We start from the raw sequence: 15,857 nt of genomic DNA, 5'->3' as shown, positions 1-15,857 counted from the left end.
TGCGTCCTTTCAGCAGCAAGGGGAGAGCTCGGCGAGGAGCGGCGCGCACAGCTCGGGCGAGCCGGCGCAGCAGTCCTTGACCAGGAACAGCGTCAGCGCCCGCAGGCCGTCGAGGTCGGCGCGGTAGATGATGGACCGGCTGTGCCGCTCGGATCGGACGATGCCGGCGCGCGCGAGGATGCCGAGATGCGCCGACATGGTGTTCTGCGGCACCTCAAGCTGACGGGCGATCTCGCCCGCCGCCATGCCGGTCGGCTCGTGTCGGACGAGGAGGCGAAACACGTCTAGCCGGGTGCCCTGCGCGAGCGCGCCCAGGACCGCTATGGCCGAATCGTTATCCATACATCCAGCATAGCGGATATAAGCCACTTGGCCACTGGACCATTGGAAGATGCCTTGCCGTTCTGCCGTTTTCCGAAAGCCCTCAGTCTGCTGTCCAGCAAATTGCGACAATCACGAATAGAACCCGGGGCGGGACGTCTGTCACATTGAGGCGATGACCGGGCGTCGAAAGTTGGGGCGCGGGAATGGCCGGGATCGGGTCATCATGCCTCTCGTCGCGATGCGCATCCCTCATCGCAGCGACGACATCGTCGTCGAGCAGAGCCGTGTAAGGATCACCCCGGCTGGCCGCGAGCGGGTGATCGGCGAGCGCTGCGCGCGCCTGCGCATCTGCCCGTGCCCGGAGGAGTTGGACAGTCGATCGCGGCGAACAGCGGTTGCGAGAAGCGCTCCAGCACCGCGTCATAGCTGCGCTGGTCACGCACGATCGCGGCGGACACGGGGAAGATCAGATCATCCGGGCTGAAGCCGGTCCGGCTCAGCACATGATGGACGATGAAGCGATGGATGCGGCCGTTGCCGTCCTCGAACGGGTGGATAAAGACGAAGACGAAGACGAAGGCGAAGGCCGCAACCGCCGCCGCGACGACCGGCTCGACTGCGTCGTTCAGCATCAATGTGGTCAGCGCCATCCATCCGCTCATCAGCGACGGTACGTCTTCCGGTCGTGGGCAGATGAAGTGCACCTCCTCGTGGAAATCGACCGTCGTTTCGCCAACGAAGTTCTGGAACGTCCGCCAGTCGGTGGCCGCATAGCGCGGATCGACGATCATGTTCTGCAAGTGAACGATGAACGCGATTCTACCGGGCGGTGAGAACCCGGCCCTTCAAGGATAAAAGTACGAAGGAACGCCTTCGGCGTGCGTCGCCTTATGCTTCACCAAGCCCCCACGTCCCGGCCTGTACACGCCGCAACGGTTCGGAACCACTGTGGACCGCCCCCGCTTGCACGGGATCGGAGTTCCCTAGAGGAGCAGGTAAAGGCTGTGCCGCTTTTCCCACGATCCTTGCCCCCAGGGCTCTGAAGCTGCACCGATCCGCACCCGTGATCGGAGCAAACGCCCGCGAACCCCGCCCAGGATCTAGGCCGGCTTCCCGCGATGCGTGCCCTGCACCGAAAGCGCCCCATAAAGCCGGCGGGCGAGGCGGGGGGAAAAGCGCGGGATTCGGGGTTACAGGTCGGAATGGGCCGATCGCCCTCGCAGCCGGCGGCATCACGGAGGGGGACCGAGGACCATCCATCCCGCCCCGCGCAAGGCTGCTCAGGCAGATCGATTTATGTAGCTACATTATTGATTGCCACTGCCCATTATCGTAGCTACATATATACCCATGGAAGTAACCTTCGACCCTGCCAAGGACGCCGCGAACATCGCCAAGCATGGCCTGTCGCTGGCGGACGCGGCCGGGTTCGATCTCGCCAATGCCCTGGTCGTCGCCGTCCGGTAGGACGAGATCCGCGCGATCAGCTACCGCCGCGCCCATGAGAAGGAGATGCGCCGCCATGGCCTCTGACAAGCCCCCGGTCGTTTTCGACGACGACAATCCCGAATGGACGGATGTGGACTTCGCCCGCGCCAGGCCGGCCGCCGACCTGCTCCCGCCCGAAGTGCTGGCAGCCTTTGGCAAGCGACGGGGTCGCCCCGCCGGATCGGACAAGACGCTGGTGTCGCTGCGCATCGACAATGACGTCCTGGAACGGTTCCGCGCTACGGGAGCCGGCTGGCAGACCCGTATCAACCAGGCGCTGCGCGACGCGGCGCCGTGACCCCCTACCCCGCCCGACCGACCGGTGAGACGTAGCCTGTAACCGAGGGCACGTTTGAAGAAAGCGAGGCAATGCTTGATGTAGACTAAAATTTGATCGCCTTGTTTAATAAAGAATAACGGTAGGCTTGCCGTTTTGATAGTAGGGTCACACCCTGCGGCAACGCCAAGAAAGTAATCGACCGAAATGAAATATGGCCCCGGTGATCACCGCCTCAATTTTCTGCAAAACTTCTAGGTGGTCGCTGTCACCTTATGAGGTTATAGTGTTGCCAGCAGATATTATATGCGCGAGCATTAGTTGCTGCGAGAGAATTATGCTCGTCGTGCTGACGCCAAACCGAAGCACTGCCTGCCGGCACGATAGCCCGCCTTCGATAACCGTGACGACGCTGCCGTGCAGATCACTCGACAAATTTTGCGCATTCGCACCATTCTTCGTCGCCCGTACAAGTTATTAATCTAAAAACGACTGCCACACGAACATGTAACGACCGATTTTAGATTATATTATTCTAAGAAAACCACAATCTATTTTCCCGTAACCCCATCCTCGGTTAGTCCTGTACATTATTACATACTGGATTGAGCGTTTATCTGCGGTGGAATAGCCAACATGTTAGGCGCACCCGCAGAATGCCGGTGCTCTAAGAATATAACTAAAGCCACCTCGGTATGACCAAACAATGTTATGAGCTCGTCAGCCACATATTTATGTCCATTTCGGATATTTGCCGTTCGGTGTCATAAGCCGCTTCAAAGCACTTGATTGTTTCAATTGGTAAATTGCTATTCAACTTCCCCCTAGGTACGAACTAACCAACGGAATTTTGGGGGAAATATGATAAAATATAATATTTCCGGTTTTTTGTGAGTACGCCGCTGCCAGAGGCACCGGAGCAGGTGGTTGGAACCGGCCTGCCATCTCCATCAGCCGTTCATCCAGTCAAATACAGAGGCGACATAGATGGATTGCGCGCCATAGCTGTCGGCGCCGTTATTCTATATCATATGTTCCCGTCGCGGTTACCAGCGGGTGGCATTGGCGTAGACATATTCTTTGTCATATCCGGTTACTTGGTTGGTGGCATTGTTATTGCAAGTGTAGCGGCAAATCGCTTTTCATTTAGAGATTTTTACCTGCGCCGCATTCGCCGAATTTTGCCGGCATTCCTCGTAATGGTAATGTGCACGTCCGTTCTTGCGGCAGTACCACTTTATCCTTGGGAGTTGACGAGCTTCGCAAAAAGCGGCTTGAGTGCGATTTTTGGTATTTCAAATATATTTTTCTACTATAGTGCGGATTATTTTGCAGCGCAAAGCAGCACATTTCCGTTGCTGCACACTTGGTCATTGGGCATAGAAGAACAATTCTATTTGTTCCTACCAATCATAATATTAGCTTTAGCCGGCAAAATGAAAAAATGGATTTTTCGATTTTTATTGCTTACTATATTTATCTCGATTTTATTTAGCGCGTTTGAATTACAATCGAATCCTATAGGAGCGTTTTATCTTCTACCTAGTCGTTGGTGGGAGTTGGCGATAGGTGCAGTAGCGACGCAGACACCCAAGCGGTGGCTTTCTCAGCCGTCGATCTGCCTTGCCGTTTCCATGGCCGGCGTCGCACTCATGGTAGGATCCCTCATCCTGGTTCAACCGGAGCACGGGTTTCCCGGTCCTGTTCTTCTTCCGGCCTGCATCGGGACGGCCTTGTTCCTTGTTAGTGGCAGCGTTCGCCTGACTATGGTTCACCGTCTTATGGCTGTGACGCCTGCCCGATATGCCGGGCTAGCCTCCTATTCGCTATATCTGTGGCACTGGCCAATTATCGTTCTCTATAAGCAATTCTATTTAACTGAGCGCATTGGCCCCAGCGCTGCGCTACCCATTCTCCTACTTACGACACTTCTTGGCTTTGGGTCCTGGTATTTCATCGAGCGGCCGTTCCGTTCCAAGATGTCACCGACTCAGTTGCTAATCCGGACGGGAGGCCTATTTGCCCTGTCTGGATCACTACTATCAGTGATAATCATAAATCATGGATTTCCAGATCGATTTTCTGCGGAAACCTTGAGACTTGCAAGCATCACAGGAAGAACCGGCCAATTTGCGGCGCCACCTTATCATTGCTTCCTGCCAGTGAGCGATTCACTCGCCCAATATGACCATCGCTGCCTTGGTAGCGTATCAGGAAAATCAAACTGGTTGTTGGTAGGAGACAGTCATGCAGCGATGCTGTGGAACGGCCTTGCTGACAATCTTCCCAAAATTAATATACAATCGGCAGTGGTATTCGGATGCGAGATCAACCTTACCCTCAAAGCGGATGGCCAACTTTGCAACAATTTAATGCATAAAGCCATGGTTGAGCACGTTAATGAACGACCTCCGGCCGTATTAGTTCTAACTTCTAGATGGCTGATAGTTGACAAAACAGGCATTTCTAATTTAAATTCAAGATTATCAAAAAAGGGTGTCAGGTTGCTGATTATTGGGCCCACGCCCGAATATACAATTCCTGTGCCTCGCCTTATGGCCGAAAGTATTCGGCGAAATGATCCGAACCTGATCGATGAAAATATTTCTCAAAGAATTTGGCAGACCGATTCAGAGCTAAAAAAACTAAGCACCGCTACAGGGTTCTCGTATATTTCCGCTTTGAAATATATGTGCAACTTACAAAAGAAATGCACTGTAGCCGATAAAAATGGAAATTTGCTCTATTTTGATCAAAATCATCTTAACAAAACCGGGGCCAACTACTTAGTCAGACGGATAATTAGTCAAGAAGCTATCATGAAAACGGCAGCTTACTAAAGCTACAATGTTACGCCAAACGCAATCCCAACGTGCTTTGGCGGCATTGCACAATACATGATACTGAATATCTCTTCATTTATCTGAGGCTTGCATAACTATGGCAAATGCCAATAACCCAGATAATCAAATCAGCTCCACCCGCCGTGATATGGGTATAGATAGCTTCCGCTACATGATGTGCTTCCCTGTCGCTCTGCTGCACGTGAATACGAGACATACTGGTCTTGACCAACAAACTTTGACAGCCATAGTCATGAACGCATGTCGCGTAGCCGTTCCATTCTTTTTTATTGCCAGCGGCTATTTTATGCGCGTTCCGCAAACATGGACGGCATCTCTAATATGGCGACCACTAACTCGCTTGCTTCCGGTGTATCTCGCTTGGCTCCTGATTTACGCCGCTACGGACGCAGCGATTTACGGAGGCGTTTACAACATAACGATCAAGACTATTTTTACGGGCGGCTCAGCGTACCATCTGTGGTTTCTACCTATTCTCAGTCTTGCTCTAGCCTTATCCCCAACGGCTATAATTATTTTGGGCATTCGTACTACGGCGTTCGTTTTTTTCACCTTATCATTGATTGGTTTAGCGTTTGGAGCATATCATAATGCTTTAAGTTTACCTGCTATTGGTGGTATTCGGCTCACCATGGCACCTATTTTGGTCTTGATGGGTTACATCATCAAACACATGAGCATTAAAATCAATGCGCCATCTGCCATTCTTGCAACTATAACATTGCTTTTTCTAATGTACGCCGAAGAATTATTTATTAGTAGTTTCTCGAATACGACTCCGCAGTCGCACGATGTTATATTTTCGACATATCCACTAGGCGTTGCAATATTTTTGCTAGCCAAAAGCTTCAATCGAAAACAGCTGCTTGTTTTTCCGGCTCGGTTGGGCACCCTCAGCCTGGGCATTTACGCGTCACACCTGCTGTTTCTTCGGGTGCTTACGCATCGAATGGGACACAATACCATGGTTAGCGCAGTTATTCTTGCAATAGCCGCTACGCTTTCTGCTACTGTATTTAGCCTCGCGCTCGCGAGGGTGCCCGTGGCAAGAAGGCTTGTGCGCTAGAGCAATTTCCACCTGAACTGATCCGTCAGAGGCTCAGGCAGTAATCGTTTTCTGGTTCAGGAACCGTGCCGGTGTAGGGGACTAGCCCGATTGGGTTGAGCTTCATCATACAGCGTCCGAAAATGCTTGGTGCCCACGTCACAAGGGAAGGCGCATCTGGTCGGCATCGACGACCGGCAGCGGATGCGCCAGCCGTTCCGCCAGGAACGCCGCCAACGCCTCCTTGGCACGTTCGCGCAGACGTTCGTCCCGCATCGACAGGCCCAGCAGGGCGAAGCGCGGTGCGTCGTCGAGCGCGCTGGTGATGGTCTGTACCGTGGTCATTGGCCTTCCCTTTCAAGGCTTTCTAACCTCGTATGTTCTTGATTCGTTCCTTCGTCAATCAGCCAAACGGATTTCGCCGCAAATCCGGTCGCCCTACTCCCCCCTGCCCCCTTCCCCGCCGGGCGGCAGCCATCACCCGGCCGGCTGGGCGACCGTCCGCTCGCAAAACCGCACCGCCTCGAACCCCAGCCGGTCGTTCACATCTAGGAACACGCCCTGGAGCGGCGAGATCTCCAGCTCGAAGAACATCGCCGTCGCATCGATCGGATTGCCGAACGCCGATCCCTGCGCCGGCACGATGCCGAGCAGCTGCGGCGGCACCCGGTGCGCCGCCAGCACATCGGCCTGCGTCGCGTTCTTGATCCCGACGAACTCGTCCTTCGCCCCCACCTCCGCGATCGGATGAATCTTGATCCCGTCCTGCTTGCCGGCCGGCGCATGGACGAACAGATTGCGGAAGTTACCCGGCCCCTTCGACTTCTTCAGCGCCTCCCGCATCGCGTCGGTATCACCCTCGGCGAAATCGCCGGTGGCGTAGAGGATGTAGCCGGCATGGCTGCCGTTCAGATAATAGCGCCGCCGGAACAGCGTCGCCGCTTCGTTCAGCAAGGCGGATTGCAGCGCCGACAGATATTCCGGCACTCCGTAGATCTCCTGGTTCACGTCCGGTTGCAGGATATGCACCACGCTTCCCGGCTTGAACGCCGTCTCCGGCGTCGCGCCCGGCACGAAGAGGAACCGCCCCGCCTCCAGCCCGCGCCGCACATATTTCGCCAGCGCATGGTCCAGCCGCAACGGCCGGCCGAGCAGATTGTAGCGGCATTCGAGATAGGCGTTCCCGAACACCAGATAGTCCTGCACCGTCTTCTCGAACGCCGCCCGCGACAGCCACGGCGTCGGCTCGAAGCTCGCCACCAGCAGCCGCCGCTTCAGGATCATCGCCGAGCTATGATGCGGCGACACGCGATACGCCCGCGCCAGCCCGTCCATCGACACCGGCGGCTCGTACCAGCGGCCGTTATGCCACACCTCCAGCATGTCCATGATCTGGCGGCGGTCGAGCACCGCCTCCGGATCGCCGAAGCTGAACGCCTCGATCCCCTTCGGCCGCGCCGCCACCGATCCGCGCCGCGAACTGGATGATGTAGCCGCGAAAGATATGCGCCTGCGCCTTGGAGGCGGACAGGAAGATCTGGTTGCCGCCCCCGCGCAGCGCGTCGAGCAGCGCCTCCCGTGCGAAATACCAGGTCGCACCGATCTGGCGCGACTTCAGGATCATGCGGGTCCGCTCGCCCTTCGCGTCCCACCAAGTCCGCTGATACCTTCCGCGCCTATGTGGCCGAACAGCAGAGGATGTTATGCGCCGAACGACGCGCACGCAGGAGCTCATCTACCAGCGCGGCGAGTTCCGGCTCTACGCCCGGCCCGGCCGCCGCAATCTCGAGATCGTCTGGTATGATCCTGCCCGGCGACGTGAACGAAGCGCATCGGCTGGCACGAGCGATCACGGGCTTGCCCGGTTAGAGGTCGATCGCCGCTATCTCGCCTCCACCGGCGTGGCGATCTGCCAGGGGTGCGGCCGGCCGTTCGACGGCCATGCCGTGCCGCTGCTGACGCGCGCCATCACCGATTACCTGCTGCTCAGCCAGGACAAGAAGGGCTACCGGGCGACGCGCGGCCGGCTGGCGCTGGTGGTCGAATATGTCTCCGCCACCGACGTGACTGTGACGGTCACGGCGATCACCGAACGCTGGGTCGACGGCTTTCGCCGATGGCTCGCCGACCGGCCGATCGTCGCGCCCAAGAGCGGCGCGGTCCGCCAGCGCACGATCGGCCATATCGAGGGCTGCGTCCGCCAGCTCGCCGCCGCGATCAGCGCGACGCCGGGGCAGAAGGCGCAGTTCAAGGCGGAGCAGACCAAGGACGTGTCCGCCTCGCCCCGCTACCGCGCCGATGTGGCGATGCTCGCCCGCATGTTCGATTACTGCCTGAACCCCACCGGCCCGCACATCCGCAGCGAAAAGCAGCGCCAGGTCTATATCGCCTATCGCGCCAACCTGCTCCGCTATCTGCGCGCGGCCGTCGCCACCTGGGCCCGGCCGGAGGAGATCGCCGATCTGCGCGCGGACCAGTGGATTGCCGCCGCCGGCATCCTCGACCTCAACCCGCGCGGCCGGCGACAGACGCGCAAATATCGCGGCGTCATCCCCATCCCCCGGCAGTTCGCGCCCTTCCTCGACGCGATGCAGGGCAATTACTTGCCCACCGCCAATATCCGCGGCGCCTGGGACCGGATGCGCGCGGAGATCGGCCTGCCCGGCGAACGCGGCGAGGCGGGCTGGAAACTGATCCGCCGCTCGATGGCGACGCTGGCCCGCCGCCGCATCGGCGAGGAGCATTGGCGCCAGGGCGAGATGATGCTGGGCCACGTCCGCACCTCGACCAGCGACATCTACGCCCTGCGCGACCCCGCCAATCTCGGCCGCGCGCTGGCGGCGACGGAGTCGATCATCACCGACATCTGCGCGCGCGTTCCCGACGCCTTCACCGCATCAACACCGCAACCGCAGCCACGACCAACCCGGAAAAAGGAAGCCTAAATGCCTGATTTCAAAACTGGAGCGGGTGAAGGGAATCGAACCCTCGTATTCAGCTTGGGAAGCTGCTGCTCTACCATTGAGCTACACCCGCCTACACCTGCTCTGACGCCGTTTCCGACCGCAGGGTGGGACATCGTCGGCGTCCGGCATGCCGGGCGCTTCGATGTGGGAGGCGATTGCCACAGGTCCGGTACGGTCGTCAACGAGGTTTCCGTGACGATTCCACGACAACCCACCGCGCCAGTGCCGCGGCCAATGGGTAATCGGCCGGCGGCATCGGCAGGGCTACCAAGGCGGCGGGGACGTCCCAGTGCAGCGCCACGGCGTCCAGTGCCGCTGGTTCACCGACCCATCGGTCGCAGGCGTAGAGCAGCAACAGCAACGGCCGGTCGGGCTCGCCACCGGCAACGAAGCTGACCGGCTCCAGCGTGCCCGGCTCGACCTGGATGCCCAGCTCCTCCGACAGTTCACGGGCAAGTGCCGCTTCCGGCCGCTCTGCCGGTTCGACCTTGCCGCCGGGGAATTCCCACAAGCCGCCATGCGCCTTGGCCAGCGGACGTTGCTGCACCAAGGTGCGGCCGGTGGCGTCGATCAGGGCCGCCGCGACCACGATCATGATATCGTTGGTCATTCCTTAAGCTCTCCTGCCCTATCCCACCTGTCCATGATCCCGCTCCGCTCCCTGCCGCGCGCTGGCCGGCGCCTGTTCGTCGATCGTCGTGGCGCCACCGCCGTGGAATATGGCCTGATCGTCGCCCTGATCGTGCTGGCGATGGTCGGCGCGCTGAGCAGCGTGGCGGATACGACCACCACCATGTGGAACAATGTCAGCACCAAGGTCGTCAAGGCCCGCTGACCCCCAAGCCTTTGCCACCTCACGAAACATTGATGGTTATCAATATCTTACAATCCGCAAGTTTAAGTGTTTCTCAACCTGCCGCCGATAGGAATGGGATTGTCGATCCGGTCTTACCCCGGCTCGGCCGGGTAACTGAAGCTTCGTGACCATGGAGATCGCAATGCAGAACATGCGCAAGATTTTTAAGAATTCCAAGGGCGCCACGGCCATCGAATATGGTCTGATCGCCGCGCTGATCGCGGTCGCCGCCATCTCGGCGATGTCGACCCTCGGCAAGAACCTGGGCGCGACCTTCAACTCGGTCTCGGGCAACATGACCAAGGCGACCTGATCTTTACAGCTGCGCCTCGGCTCCTGTCCGAGGCGATCGAAAGGGCGGCGGACCGACGGGTCCGCCGCCCTTTTGCGTTTACAGCCGACCCATCGCCAGGAACTTGGCGCGACGCTCGCGGGTGAGCTGCTCGGGCGAGAGCGGTGCGAGCTGGCCTAGGGCTGATTCGATCGCATCACCCAGTTTCTCGATCGCCTGGCCGTGATCGCGGTGCGCGCCGCCCAGCGGTTCGGGCACGATCGTGTCGATGACGCCGAGCTGCTTCAGATCCTGCGCGGTCACGCGCATCGCCTCGGCCGCGTCGGGCGCCCTGTCGGCGGTACGCCACAGGATCGAGGCGCAGCCCTCGGGGCTGATCACCGAATAGACGGCATGTTCGAACATCAGCACCCGGTTGCCAGCCGCCAGCGCGATCGCGCCGCCGGACCCCCCCTCGCCGACGATGGCGGAGATCACCGGCACGCCGGCGTTCAGACACGCCTCGGTCGAGCGGGCGATCGCCTCGGCTTGGCCGCGCTCCTCCGCCTGGATGCCCGGGAATGCGCCCGAGGTGTCGACCAGGGTCACCACCGGCAGGCCGAATCGGCTGGCGAGTTCGACCAGGCGAATCGCCTTGCGATAGCCCTCGGGCTTGCCCATCCCGAAATTATGCTTGAGCCGGCTGGCGGTATCGTCGCCCTTCTCATGGCCGATCACCAGGATCTTGCGCCCCCGGAAGGTGGCGAAGCCGCCGATGATCGCCTGATCGTCGCCAAAGGCGCGGTCGCCGGCCAGCGGGATCCATTCCTCGAACAGACCGGCGACATAATGTTTGAAGTGAGGGCGTTCGGGATGCCGCGCGACCTGCGTCTTCTGCCAGGGGGTCAGCCGCGCGAAGGTGTCGCGCAGCAGCTTGTCGGATTTCGCCTGCAACCGCGCCACATCGGCGGCGATATCGACACCGCCATTCGCCCCGCTGTCGCGCAGTTCGTCGATCCGCCCCTGCAATTCGGCAATCGGCTTTTCGAAGTCGAGAAAAGTGAACATGGCTGGCGGTTAGGACCGGGTCGTGTCGAGGTCAACGAGCGGATGGTTCGTTTGAACCAGTTCGACCAGCCTTGCGGTCTCGACATGCGTGTAGATTTCGGTGGTGGCGATATCCGCATGGCCCAGCATCGTCTGGAGTGCGCGCAGGTCGGCACCACCCGCGAGCAGATGCGTGGCGAAGGCATGGCGCAGGACGTGCGGGCTGATCCGGTCGGGCGCGATCCCCGCCTCCGCCGCCAGTTCGCGCACCAGCTGATAGAGGCGGATGCGCGACAGATGGCCGCGCCCCGACGGGAAGAGGAAGGGCTGGTCCTGCCGCACATGCGCGCGCCACGCCGCCACCGCCGCACGCGCGCGGTCGGACAGCGGCACCAGCCGCTCCTTGCCGCCCTTGCCCTTCACGAACAGATAGGGGCGGTCGGGCCGCACCGCCGTGAGCGGCAGCGACACCAATTCGGTCGCGCGCAAGCCCGATCCATAAAGCAGCTCGAACAAAGCCGCCAGCCGAAGGTCGGCCGGGCGCGGGTCGGCGAGGCGATCCGCGATCGCGGCGAACAGCCGGTCGATATCGTCATGGCTCAGCGTCCGGGGCAGGCCGCGCGCGGTGCCCGGCCGGGGCAGCGCCGCGCCGGCATCGTCCGCCCGGTGCCCTTCCTCATGCAGGAAGGCATAGAAGCGCCGAAGCGCCGCCGACTTGCGCGCGACGGTGGAGCGCGACAGCGCCCGCCAGTCATGCGCCAGCCGCGCCAGCGCCTCCGCATCGGCCATGGCCAGCCGCCCGCCGAGCACGGTCGAGGCGAGCGTCAGGTCGCTGCGATAGGCGGCCAGCGTATTGGCGGCCGCGCCCGATTCGGCGGCGAGCATCTCCAGGAACCGGTCGATCAGTCCGCGATCGGAAAGCTCGGGCATCCGGGTCAGCCGCGCGCCAGCGCCTCGGCCGCGATCATCCGCGCCTCGCCGTCCAAGCCGATGCCGCGCAGCGCCGCGACGATGCGATAGAGCGTGACCGGCGACACGCCGCGCCAATTGGCGGCGTTCATCCCGACCGCCGCCAGCAGCACGACCGTGCCGGGTTCGTCCGCGCGCACCGCCCGGTCCAGCGCACGGGTCCAGTTGGTCTCCGCCCCCAGGGGTACGCCCAGCGACTCGGCGGCACGTTGCGCCTGGTCGGGCGCGATCCGGCCGAGGCCGGCCAGGCCCGCCAGGAACAATTGCCGCTTGCGCGTGGCGTCGCCGCTGCCGGTATAGCCCTGCACATCGCCCTCGCCGAAGCGCGTGGTGGCATCGGGGTCGGACAGCGCGATCATCGCCCAGCCATCGCCGCCGGTCTTCACCGCCTGTGCCCAGCGCGCCGCCGTCCGGTCATGGCCGGCGGACAGCAGGGAGGCGACGATCCGGTCCGCTTCCGCCAGATCGGCCCGCACCGGCTGGCGCGCGGCGGCATGGGCGGTCAGCACCAATCGGCCATAGGAAGGATCGGACCCCCCACAGGTCCCGCAGCGCCGCCAGCCGCGCATCGGCGGTACGCCCGGCATAGGCGGTGCCCAGATCCTGCGCCGCCGCCGTCGCCGCCGAGGGCGCATCGTCGTCGCCGGCGACCATGCCATAGAGATCGACCAGCGCCGCGCTCGACAGCACGCCCTGCGCGCCCGCCGCCTCCGCCAGAGTCAGCCGGGCGGCCGGGGCGAGCATCGGCGACAGCGCCTGCCAATAGCGGACCTGTGCACCGGTCGTCGCGAACATCGTCTCCGGGATCGCCACGCCCGTCGCGTTCGCCAGACCGAATCGCCACGGGGTCAGCCGGTCGACGCCGTCCCATTCGATCGTCACCGCGCGCCGCCCCTGCCCGCCCGCGCCCATCACCTTCTCGGCGAGCAGCACGTCGACCCCGCCGGCCAGTCGGCGACGTCGCGCGGCCTGGAACTGGGCCCGCGCCGCCTCGCCCTGCCCGGTCAGGCTCGTGCAGATCGGCTGGGCGAAGACCCAGCCCACTTCGCCGGTCGCGCGGAGCCCCCCGTCGGCCAGCGGACACAGGCCGCCGGGATCGCCGGTCGCCAGCATCGCGTTCATCGCGACCTGGTAGAGCTTGGGCGTATAGTCGCGATTGTCGACCCGCTCGACCACCCCGCGCGCCACCACCGATTCGCCCATCCGGAGCAGCAGCCACGCACGCTCGGCGGCATAGTCCGCGCCGTTCAGTCCGGCGGGCGTATCGAGTTCCGCCGCCAACGTCCGCCGCAACAGCATCGACAGCCAGCGCGACGGCAACGGCGCGGGCGTGTGCCGCATCAACGTCTCGATGAAGCCGCCATCGGCCGCGCCGAACGCGTCGGCGGGCATGTCCTGCGACAGGCCGACAGTCGCCAGCGAGCGCCGGGCATAGGCCGGCATCTCGTAGCGGGCGAGCAGGCGCGGATCGACCGGCGACGGGGTCCCGCTGGGGATCGGGGCCGGCGTCGGGGTCGGCAGCGGCTGCACCACCGCGCCGGCCGGATCGCCCGGCAGCACCGCGCCGCCCGGGACCGGCGATGTCGGTGCAGGCCCCGGTCGCGCGGCGGGCGCACGCGGAGCGGTGGCGGTCGGCGTCGCGCTGGGCCGGGCGGCGGGGCGCGCCGCCGGATCGCCGAAACCGGGCGGCAGGATCGATTCGGGGCGATCCTGCGCCACCGCCATGGCGGCGAGCGCGACCGCGCCGAATCCGGCGGCTGCGACCTTACTGGAGATTCGCAAGCGAGACCTGCTGCTCGATCTGCGTGGTCGGCCGATCCTTGGCACGGCCGGCGAGCAGCATCATGCCACCCCCGACCACGACCAGGATCACCAGGAGCGAGACGAGAAGGCGGGACATAGGCAAACCTTGGAAAACGGATACGCGGGGTCACAGCGCTTTTGCGCCGCGCGATTGCGGCTGTATAGCCCCGCTCGCGATGTTGCAAAGCCACTCCCCCTGGACCGGCCGGCCGATCGTGCTCGTCGGGTTGATGGGTGTCGGCAAATCCACCGTTGGTCGCCGTCTGGCGACGCGGTTGAATCTGCCGTTCGTCGATGCCGATAACGCCATCGAGGACGCGGCCGGCATGACCATCACTGAGATTTTCGCCCGATTCGGCGAACCCTATTTCCGCGCCGGCGAACGCCGCGTGATCGGTCGGCTGATGGATGGCCTGCCCAAGGTCATCGCGACCGGCGGCGGCGCCTTCATCGATCCGGCGACGCGCCGGCTGATCCTGGACCAGGCGACGGCCATCTGGCTGAGCGCGCATCCGGACGTGCTGGTCGAACGCGTCAAGCGCCGCGACACGCGTCCGCTGCTGCGCGGCAAGGACGCGCGCCAGGTGCTGACCGATCTCGCCGCCGTGCGCGACCCGATCTATGCCCAGGCGCATATCCATGTCTCCAGCCAGAAAGGTCCGCACGAAGTGACCGTCAACGCCATCCTGAAGGCGATCGGCCGATGAGGACGATCGCCGTCGAACTGGGCGACCGCCGCTATCCGATCCTGATCGAGGCCGGGCTGATCGACCGCGCCGCCGACGCGCTCGCCCCGCTCGCGCGCGGGCGGCCGATGGCGATCGTCACCGATTCGAATCTGCGTCCGCATCTCGCGCGGTTGCAGGCTTCGCTGGAGGCGGCCGGCATCGCCAGCGAGGCGCTGGTCCTGCCGCCGGGCGAGGCGAGCAAGAGCTGGGCGGTGCTGGCGCAGGTGTGCGACTGGCTGATGGCGCGCGGGATCGAGCGCAGCGACCATGTGCTGGCGCTGGGCGGCGGCGTGATGGGCGATCTGATCGGCTTCGCCTGCGCGATCCTGAAGCGCGGTTGCCCCTTCGTGCAGATCCCGACGACCTTGCTCGCGCAGGTCGACAGCTCGGTCGGCGGCAAGACCGCGATCAACACGGCGGCGGGCAAGAACCTGATCGGCGCGTTCCACCAGCCCGCCATGGTGCTGATTGACCCGGCGGTGCTGGAGACGCTGCCGCCGCGCGAACTGGCCGCTGGCTATGCCGAGGTGGTCAAATACGGCCTGATCGACGATGCCGATTTCTTCGCCTGGTGCGAGGCGCATGGCGCGGCATTGCTCGCCGGCGATGCGGCGGCGCGCGAACGGGCCATCGCCCATTCGGTCGCCGCCAAGGCGCGGATCGTCGCCGCCGACGAGCATGAGACCAACGGCACCCGCGCGCTCCTCAACCTGGGCCATACTTTCGGCCATGCGCTGGAGGCGGAGGCCGGTTTCGACGGCAGCCTGATCCATGGCGAGGCGGTGGCGGCGGGCATCGCGCTCGCCTTCCGCTTCTCGGTCGCGCGCGGCCTGTGCCCGGCCGAGGATGCCGAGCGGGTCGCGGCGCATTTCCGGGCCGTGGGCTTGCCCGACGGGCTGGCGGCGGCCGGCATCGCCGCCAGCGGCGCGCGGCTGGTCGATCATATGCGCCACGACAAGAAGATGGCGGCGGGCACCCTGCCCTTCCTGCTCGCCCGCGGCATAGGCCGAACCTATCTCGACCGGTCGGTAGATCTGGCCGATGTGGCGGCCTTCCTCGATCGTGAGCCGCGCTGATGCCCAACGGCGTCGACAAGCGCGACCTGCCGACCAAGATCTGTGCCGCCTGCGGCCGCCCCTTCACCTGGCGGAAGAAATGGGCGCGCGACTGGGAGCAGGTGCAGTATTGCTCGGACGCCTGCCGGCGGAAACGCTGACCT

The 15,857-nt window shown here is 62.7% G+C and carries 20 protein-coding genes, 1 tRNA gene and 1 pseudogene; 10 read left to right on the top strand and 12 right to left on the bottom strand.

Annotated elements, in window-relative coordinates:
* Positions 1 to 9 precede the first annotated feature (9 nt).
* Positions 10 to 342, bottom strand: a complete 333-nt coding sequence (locus QE452_RS03640) for a metalloregulator ArsR/SmtB family transcription factor (protein ID WP_309660446.1) — start codon at positions 340 to 342, stop codon at positions 10 to 12.
* Positions 343 to 617: 275 nt separating this feature from the next.
* On the bottom strand, positions 618 to 1,124 hold the full coding sequence (locus QE452_RS03635) for a Fic family protein (protein ID WP_309660445.1): 507 nt from the start codon (positions 1,122 to 1,124) through the stop codon (positions 618 to 620).
* Between the two features lie 550 nt (positions 1,125 to 1,674).
* Between QE452_RS03635 and QE452_RS03630 the strand changes: the two genes are divergently transcribed.
* The 4 genes from QE452_RS03630 to QE452_RS03615 all read left to right on the top strand — a co-directional run bounded on the left by QE452_RS03630 (position 1,675) and on the right by QE452_RS03615 (position 6,019).
* Complete coding sequence (locus tag QE452_RS03630) at positions 1,675 to 1,791, top strand: BrnT family toxin (RefSeq protein WP_309660444.1); 117 nt, start codon at positions 1,675 to 1,677, stop codon at positions 1,789 to 1,791.
* Between the two features lie 55 nt (positions 1,792 to 1,846).
* On the top strand, positions 1,847 to 2,110 hold the full coding sequence (locus QE452_RS03625) for a BrnA antitoxin family protein (RefSeq protein WP_309660443.1): 264 nt from the start codon (positions 1,847 to 1,849) through the stop codon (positions 2,108 to 2,110).
* Between the two features lie 869 nt (positions 2,111 to 2,979).
* Positions 2,980 to 4,929, top strand: a complete 1,950-nt coding sequence (locus QE452_RS03620) for an acyltransferase family protein (protein WP_309729614.1) — start codon at positions 2,980 to 2,982, stop codon at positions 4,927 to 4,929.
* 100 nt (positions 4,930 to 5,029) lie between these two features.
* Positions 5,030 to 6,019 carry an acyltransferase gene (locus QE452_RS03615; protein ID WP_309660441.1) on the top strand — a complete coding sequence of 330 codons (990 nt, stop codon included), beginning with the start codon at positions 5,030 to 5,032 and terminating at the stop codon, positions 6,017 to 6,019.
* Positions 6,020 to 6,157: 138 nt separating this feature from the next.
* Here QE452_RS03615 and QE452_RS03610 read toward each other — a convergent pair whose 3' ends face one another.
* The 3 genes and pseudogenes from QE452_RS03610 to QE452_RS03600 form a co-directional block, all read right to left on the bottom strand.
* On the bottom strand, positions 6,158 to 6,343 hold the full coding sequence (locus QE452_RS03610; protein WP_309660440.1) for a DUF6771 family protein: 186 nt from the start codon (positions 6,341 to 6,343) through the stop codon (positions 6,158 to 6,160).
* A 132-nt stretch (positions 6,344 to 6,475) separates the two neighbouring features.
* Positions 6,476 to 7,462, bottom strand: a complete 987-nt coding sequence (locus QE452_RS03605; protein ID WP_309660439.1) for a phage portal protein — start codon at positions 7,460 to 7,462, stop codon at positions 6,476 to 6,478.
* A 1-nt stretch (position 7,463) separates the two neighbouring features.
* Positions 7,464 to 7,664 (bottom strand): annotated as a pseudogene (locus tag QE452_RS03600) (terminase large subunit domain-containing protein); the annotation flags it as partial.
* A 37-nt stretch (positions 7,665 to 7,701) separates the two neighbouring features.
* Here QE452_RS03600 and QE452_RS03595 point away from each other — a divergent pair.
* On the top strand, positions 7,702 to 8,943 hold the full coding sequence (locus tag QE452_RS03595) for a hypothetical protein (RefSeq protein WP_309660438.1): 1,242 nt from the start codon (positions 7,702 to 7,704) through the stop codon (positions 8,941 to 8,943).
* 17 nt (positions 8,944 to 8,960) lie between these two features.
* Here the strand turns inward: QE452_RS03595 and QE452_RS03590 are convergent.
* Together QE452_RS03590 and QE452_RS03585 are read right to left on the bottom strand one after the other, a co-directional pair.
* Positions 8,961 to 9,034: transfer RNA gene (locus QE452_RS03590), tRNA-Gly, on the bottom strand.
* 108 nt (positions 9,035 to 9,142) lie between these two features.
* Entirely contained in the window at positions 9,143 to 9,574 is a 432-nt protein-coding gene (locus QE452_RS03585) for a (deoxy)nucleoside triphosphate pyrophosphohydrolase (RefSeq protein ID WP_309660437.1), read from the bottom strand.
* Positions 9,575 to 9,607: 33 nt separating this feature from the next.
* Between QE452_RS03585 and QE452_RS03580 the strand changes: the two genes are divergently transcribed.
* Together QE452_RS03580 and QE452_RS03575 are read left to right on the top strand one after the other, a co-directional pair.
* Positions 9,608 to 9,799 carry a Flp family type IVb pilin gene (locus QE452_RS03580; RefSeq protein ID WP_309660436.1) on the top strand — a complete coding sequence of 64 codons (192 nt, stop codon included), beginning with the start codon at positions 9,608 to 9,610 and terminating at the stop codon, positions 9,797 to 9,799.
* A 163-nt stretch (positions 9,800 to 9,962) separates the two neighbouring features.
* Positions 9,963 to 10,133, top strand: coding sequence for a Flp family type IVb pilin (locus QE452_RS03575; protein ID WP_309660452.1), 171 nt, complete (start codon positions 9,963 to 9,965; stop codon positions 10,131 to 10,133).
* Positions 10,134 to 10,211: 78 nt separating this feature from the next.
* On the opposite strand, the gene QE452_RS03570 is transcribed toward QE452_RS03575, so the two are convergent.
* The 5 genes from QE452_RS03570 to QE452_RS03550 are packed head-to-tail and all read right to left on the bottom strand — an operon-like array spanning position 10,212 to position 14,007.
* Positions 10,212 to 11,159, bottom strand: a complete 948-nt coding sequence (locus QE452_RS03570) for an acetyl-CoA carboxylase carboxyltransferase subunit alpha (RefSeq protein WP_309660435.1) — start codon at positions 11,157 to 11,159, stop codon at positions 10,212 to 10,214.
* Positions 11,160 to 11,168: 9 nt separating this feature from the next.
* Positions 11,169 to 12,068: a tyrosine recombinase gene (locus QE452_RS03565; RefSeq protein ID WP_309660434.1), complete on the bottom strand. Its 900-nt coding sequence runs from the start codon at positions 12,066 to 12,068 to the stop codon at positions 11,169 to 11,171.
* A gap of 5 nt (positions 12,069 to 12,073) precedes the next feature.
* Positions 12,074 to 12,616, bottom strand: a complete 543-nt coding sequence (locus QE452_RS03560) for a hypothetical protein (protein ID WP_309729611.1) — start codon at positions 12,614 to 12,616, stop codon at positions 12,074 to 12,076.
* Positions 12,522 to 13,889 (bottom strand): hypothetical protein, encoded by a 1,368-nt coding sequence (locus tag QE452_RS03555; RefSeq protein WP_309729608.1) that lies wholly within the window; start codon positions 13,887 to 13,889, stop codon positions 12,522 to 12,524. Before QE452_RS03555 ends, QE452_RS03560 begins: the two co-directional genes overlap by 95 nt.
* Positions 13,873 to 14,007 carry a hypothetical protein gene (locus QE452_RS03550; RefSeq protein WP_277600170.1) on the bottom strand — a complete coding sequence of 45 codons (135 nt, stop codon included), beginning with the start codon at positions 14,005 to 14,007 and terminating at the stop codon, positions 13,873 to 13,875. The genes QE452_RS03555 and QE452_RS03550 overlap by 17 nt, the downstream gene beginning before the upstream one ends.
* Positions 14,008 to 14,086: 79 nt before the next feature.
* Between QE452_RS03550 and QE452_RS03545 the strand changes: the two genes are divergently transcribed.
* From QE452_RS03545 to QE452_RS03535, 3 genes are read left to right on the top strand one after another with little or no spacing between them, the layout of a single operon-like run.
* The gene (locus QE452_RS03545) at positions 14,087 to 14,617 is read left to right on the top strand and encodes a shikimate kinase (protein WP_309660432.1); all 531 of its coding nucleotides are present in this window, start codon (positions 14,087 to 14,089) and stop codon (positions 14,615 to 14,617) included.
* A complete protein-coding gene (gene aroB, locus QE452_RS03540) occupies positions 14,614 to 15,714 on the top strand; it encodes a 3-dehydroquinate synthase (RefSeq protein ID WP_309660431.1) in 1,101 nt (366 codons plus the stop codon). Before QE452_RS03545 ends, aroB begins: the two co-directional genes overlap by 4 nt.
* Positions 15,714 to 15,854: a DUF2256 domain-containing protein gene (locus tag QE452_RS03535; RefSeq protein WP_309660430.1), complete on the top strand. Its 141-nt coding sequence runs from the start codon at positions 15,714 to 15,716 to the stop codon at positions 15,852 to 15,854. Before aroB ends, QE452_RS03535 begins: the two co-directional genes overlap by 1 nt.
* The last annotated feature ends 3 nt before the right edge of the window (positions 15,855 to 15,857 follow it).

The sequence above is a fragment of the Sphingomonas sp. SORGH_AS_0438 genome, assembly GCF_031453475.1.
In the GTDB taxonomy this organism is placed as follows: Bacteria; Pseudomonadota; Alphaproteobacteria; order Sphingomonadales; family Sphingomonadaceae; genus Sphingomonas.
The sequence above is the reverse complement of the archived record's forward strand: the minus strand, read 5'-3'. Positions and strand labels throughout refer to the sequence as shown.

Bases quoted from the DNA above. Each gene is read 5' to 3' on its own strand.
- QE452_RS03640 (WP_309660446.1), bottom strand. From the start codon at position 342: ATGGATAACGATTCGGCCATAGCGGTCCTGGGCGCGCTCGCGCAGGGC.
- QE452_RS03630 (WP_309660444.1), top strand. From the start codon at position 1,675: ATGGAAGTAACCTTCGACCCTGCCAAGGACGCCGCGAACATCGCCAAG.
- QE452_RS03625 (WP_309660443.1), top strand. From the start codon at position 1,847: ATGGCCTCTGACAAGCCCCCGGTCGTTTTCGACGACGACAATCCCGAA.
- QE452_RS03615 (WP_309660441.1), top strand. From the start codon at position 5,030: ATGGCAAATGCCAATAACCCAGATAATCAAATCAGCTCCACCCGCCGT.
- QE452_RS03610 (WP_309660440.1), bottom strand. From the start codon at position 6,343: ATGACCACGGTACAGACCATCACCAGCGCGCTCGACGACGCACCGCGC.
- QE452_RS03595 (WP_309660438.1), top strand. From the start codon at position 7,702: ATGCGCCGAACGACGCGCACGCAGGAGCTCATCTACCAGCGCGGCGAG.
- QE452_RS03585 (WP_309660437.1), bottom strand. From the start codon at position 9,574: ATGACCAACGATATCATGATCGTGGTCGCGGCGGCCCTGATCGACGCC.
- QE452_RS03580 (WP_309660436.1), top strand. From the start codon at position 9,608: ATGATCCCGCTCCGCTCCCTGCCGCGCGCTGGCCGGCGCCTGTTCGTC.
- QE452_RS03575 (WP_309660452.1), top strand. From the start codon at position 9,963: ATGCAGAACATGCGCAAGATTTTTAAGAATTCCAAGGGCGCCACGGCC.
- QE452_RS03570 (WP_309660435.1), bottom strand. From the start codon at position 11,159: ATGTTCACTTTTCTCGACTTCGAAAAGCCGATTGCCGAATTGCAGGGG.
- QE452_RS03565 (WP_309660434.1), bottom strand. From the start codon at position 12,068: ATGCCCGAGCTTTCCGATCGCGGACTGATCGACCGGTTCCTGGAGATG.
- QE452_RS03550 (WP_277600170.1), bottom strand. From the start codon at position 14,007: ATGTCCCGCCTTCTCGTCTCGCTCCTGGTGATCCTGGTCGTGGTCGGG.
- QE452_RS03545 (WP_309660432.1), top strand. From the start codon at position 14,087: ATGTTGCAAAGCCACTCCCCCTGGACCGGCCGGCCGATCGTGCTCGTC.
- aroB (WP_309660431.1), top strand. From the start codon at position 14,614: ATGAGGACGATCGCCGTCGAACTGGGCGACCGCCGCTATCCGATCCTG.
- QE452_RS03535 (WP_309660430.1), top strand. From the start codon at position 15,714: ATGCCCAACGGCGTCGACAAGCGCGACCTGCCGACCAAGATCTGTGCC.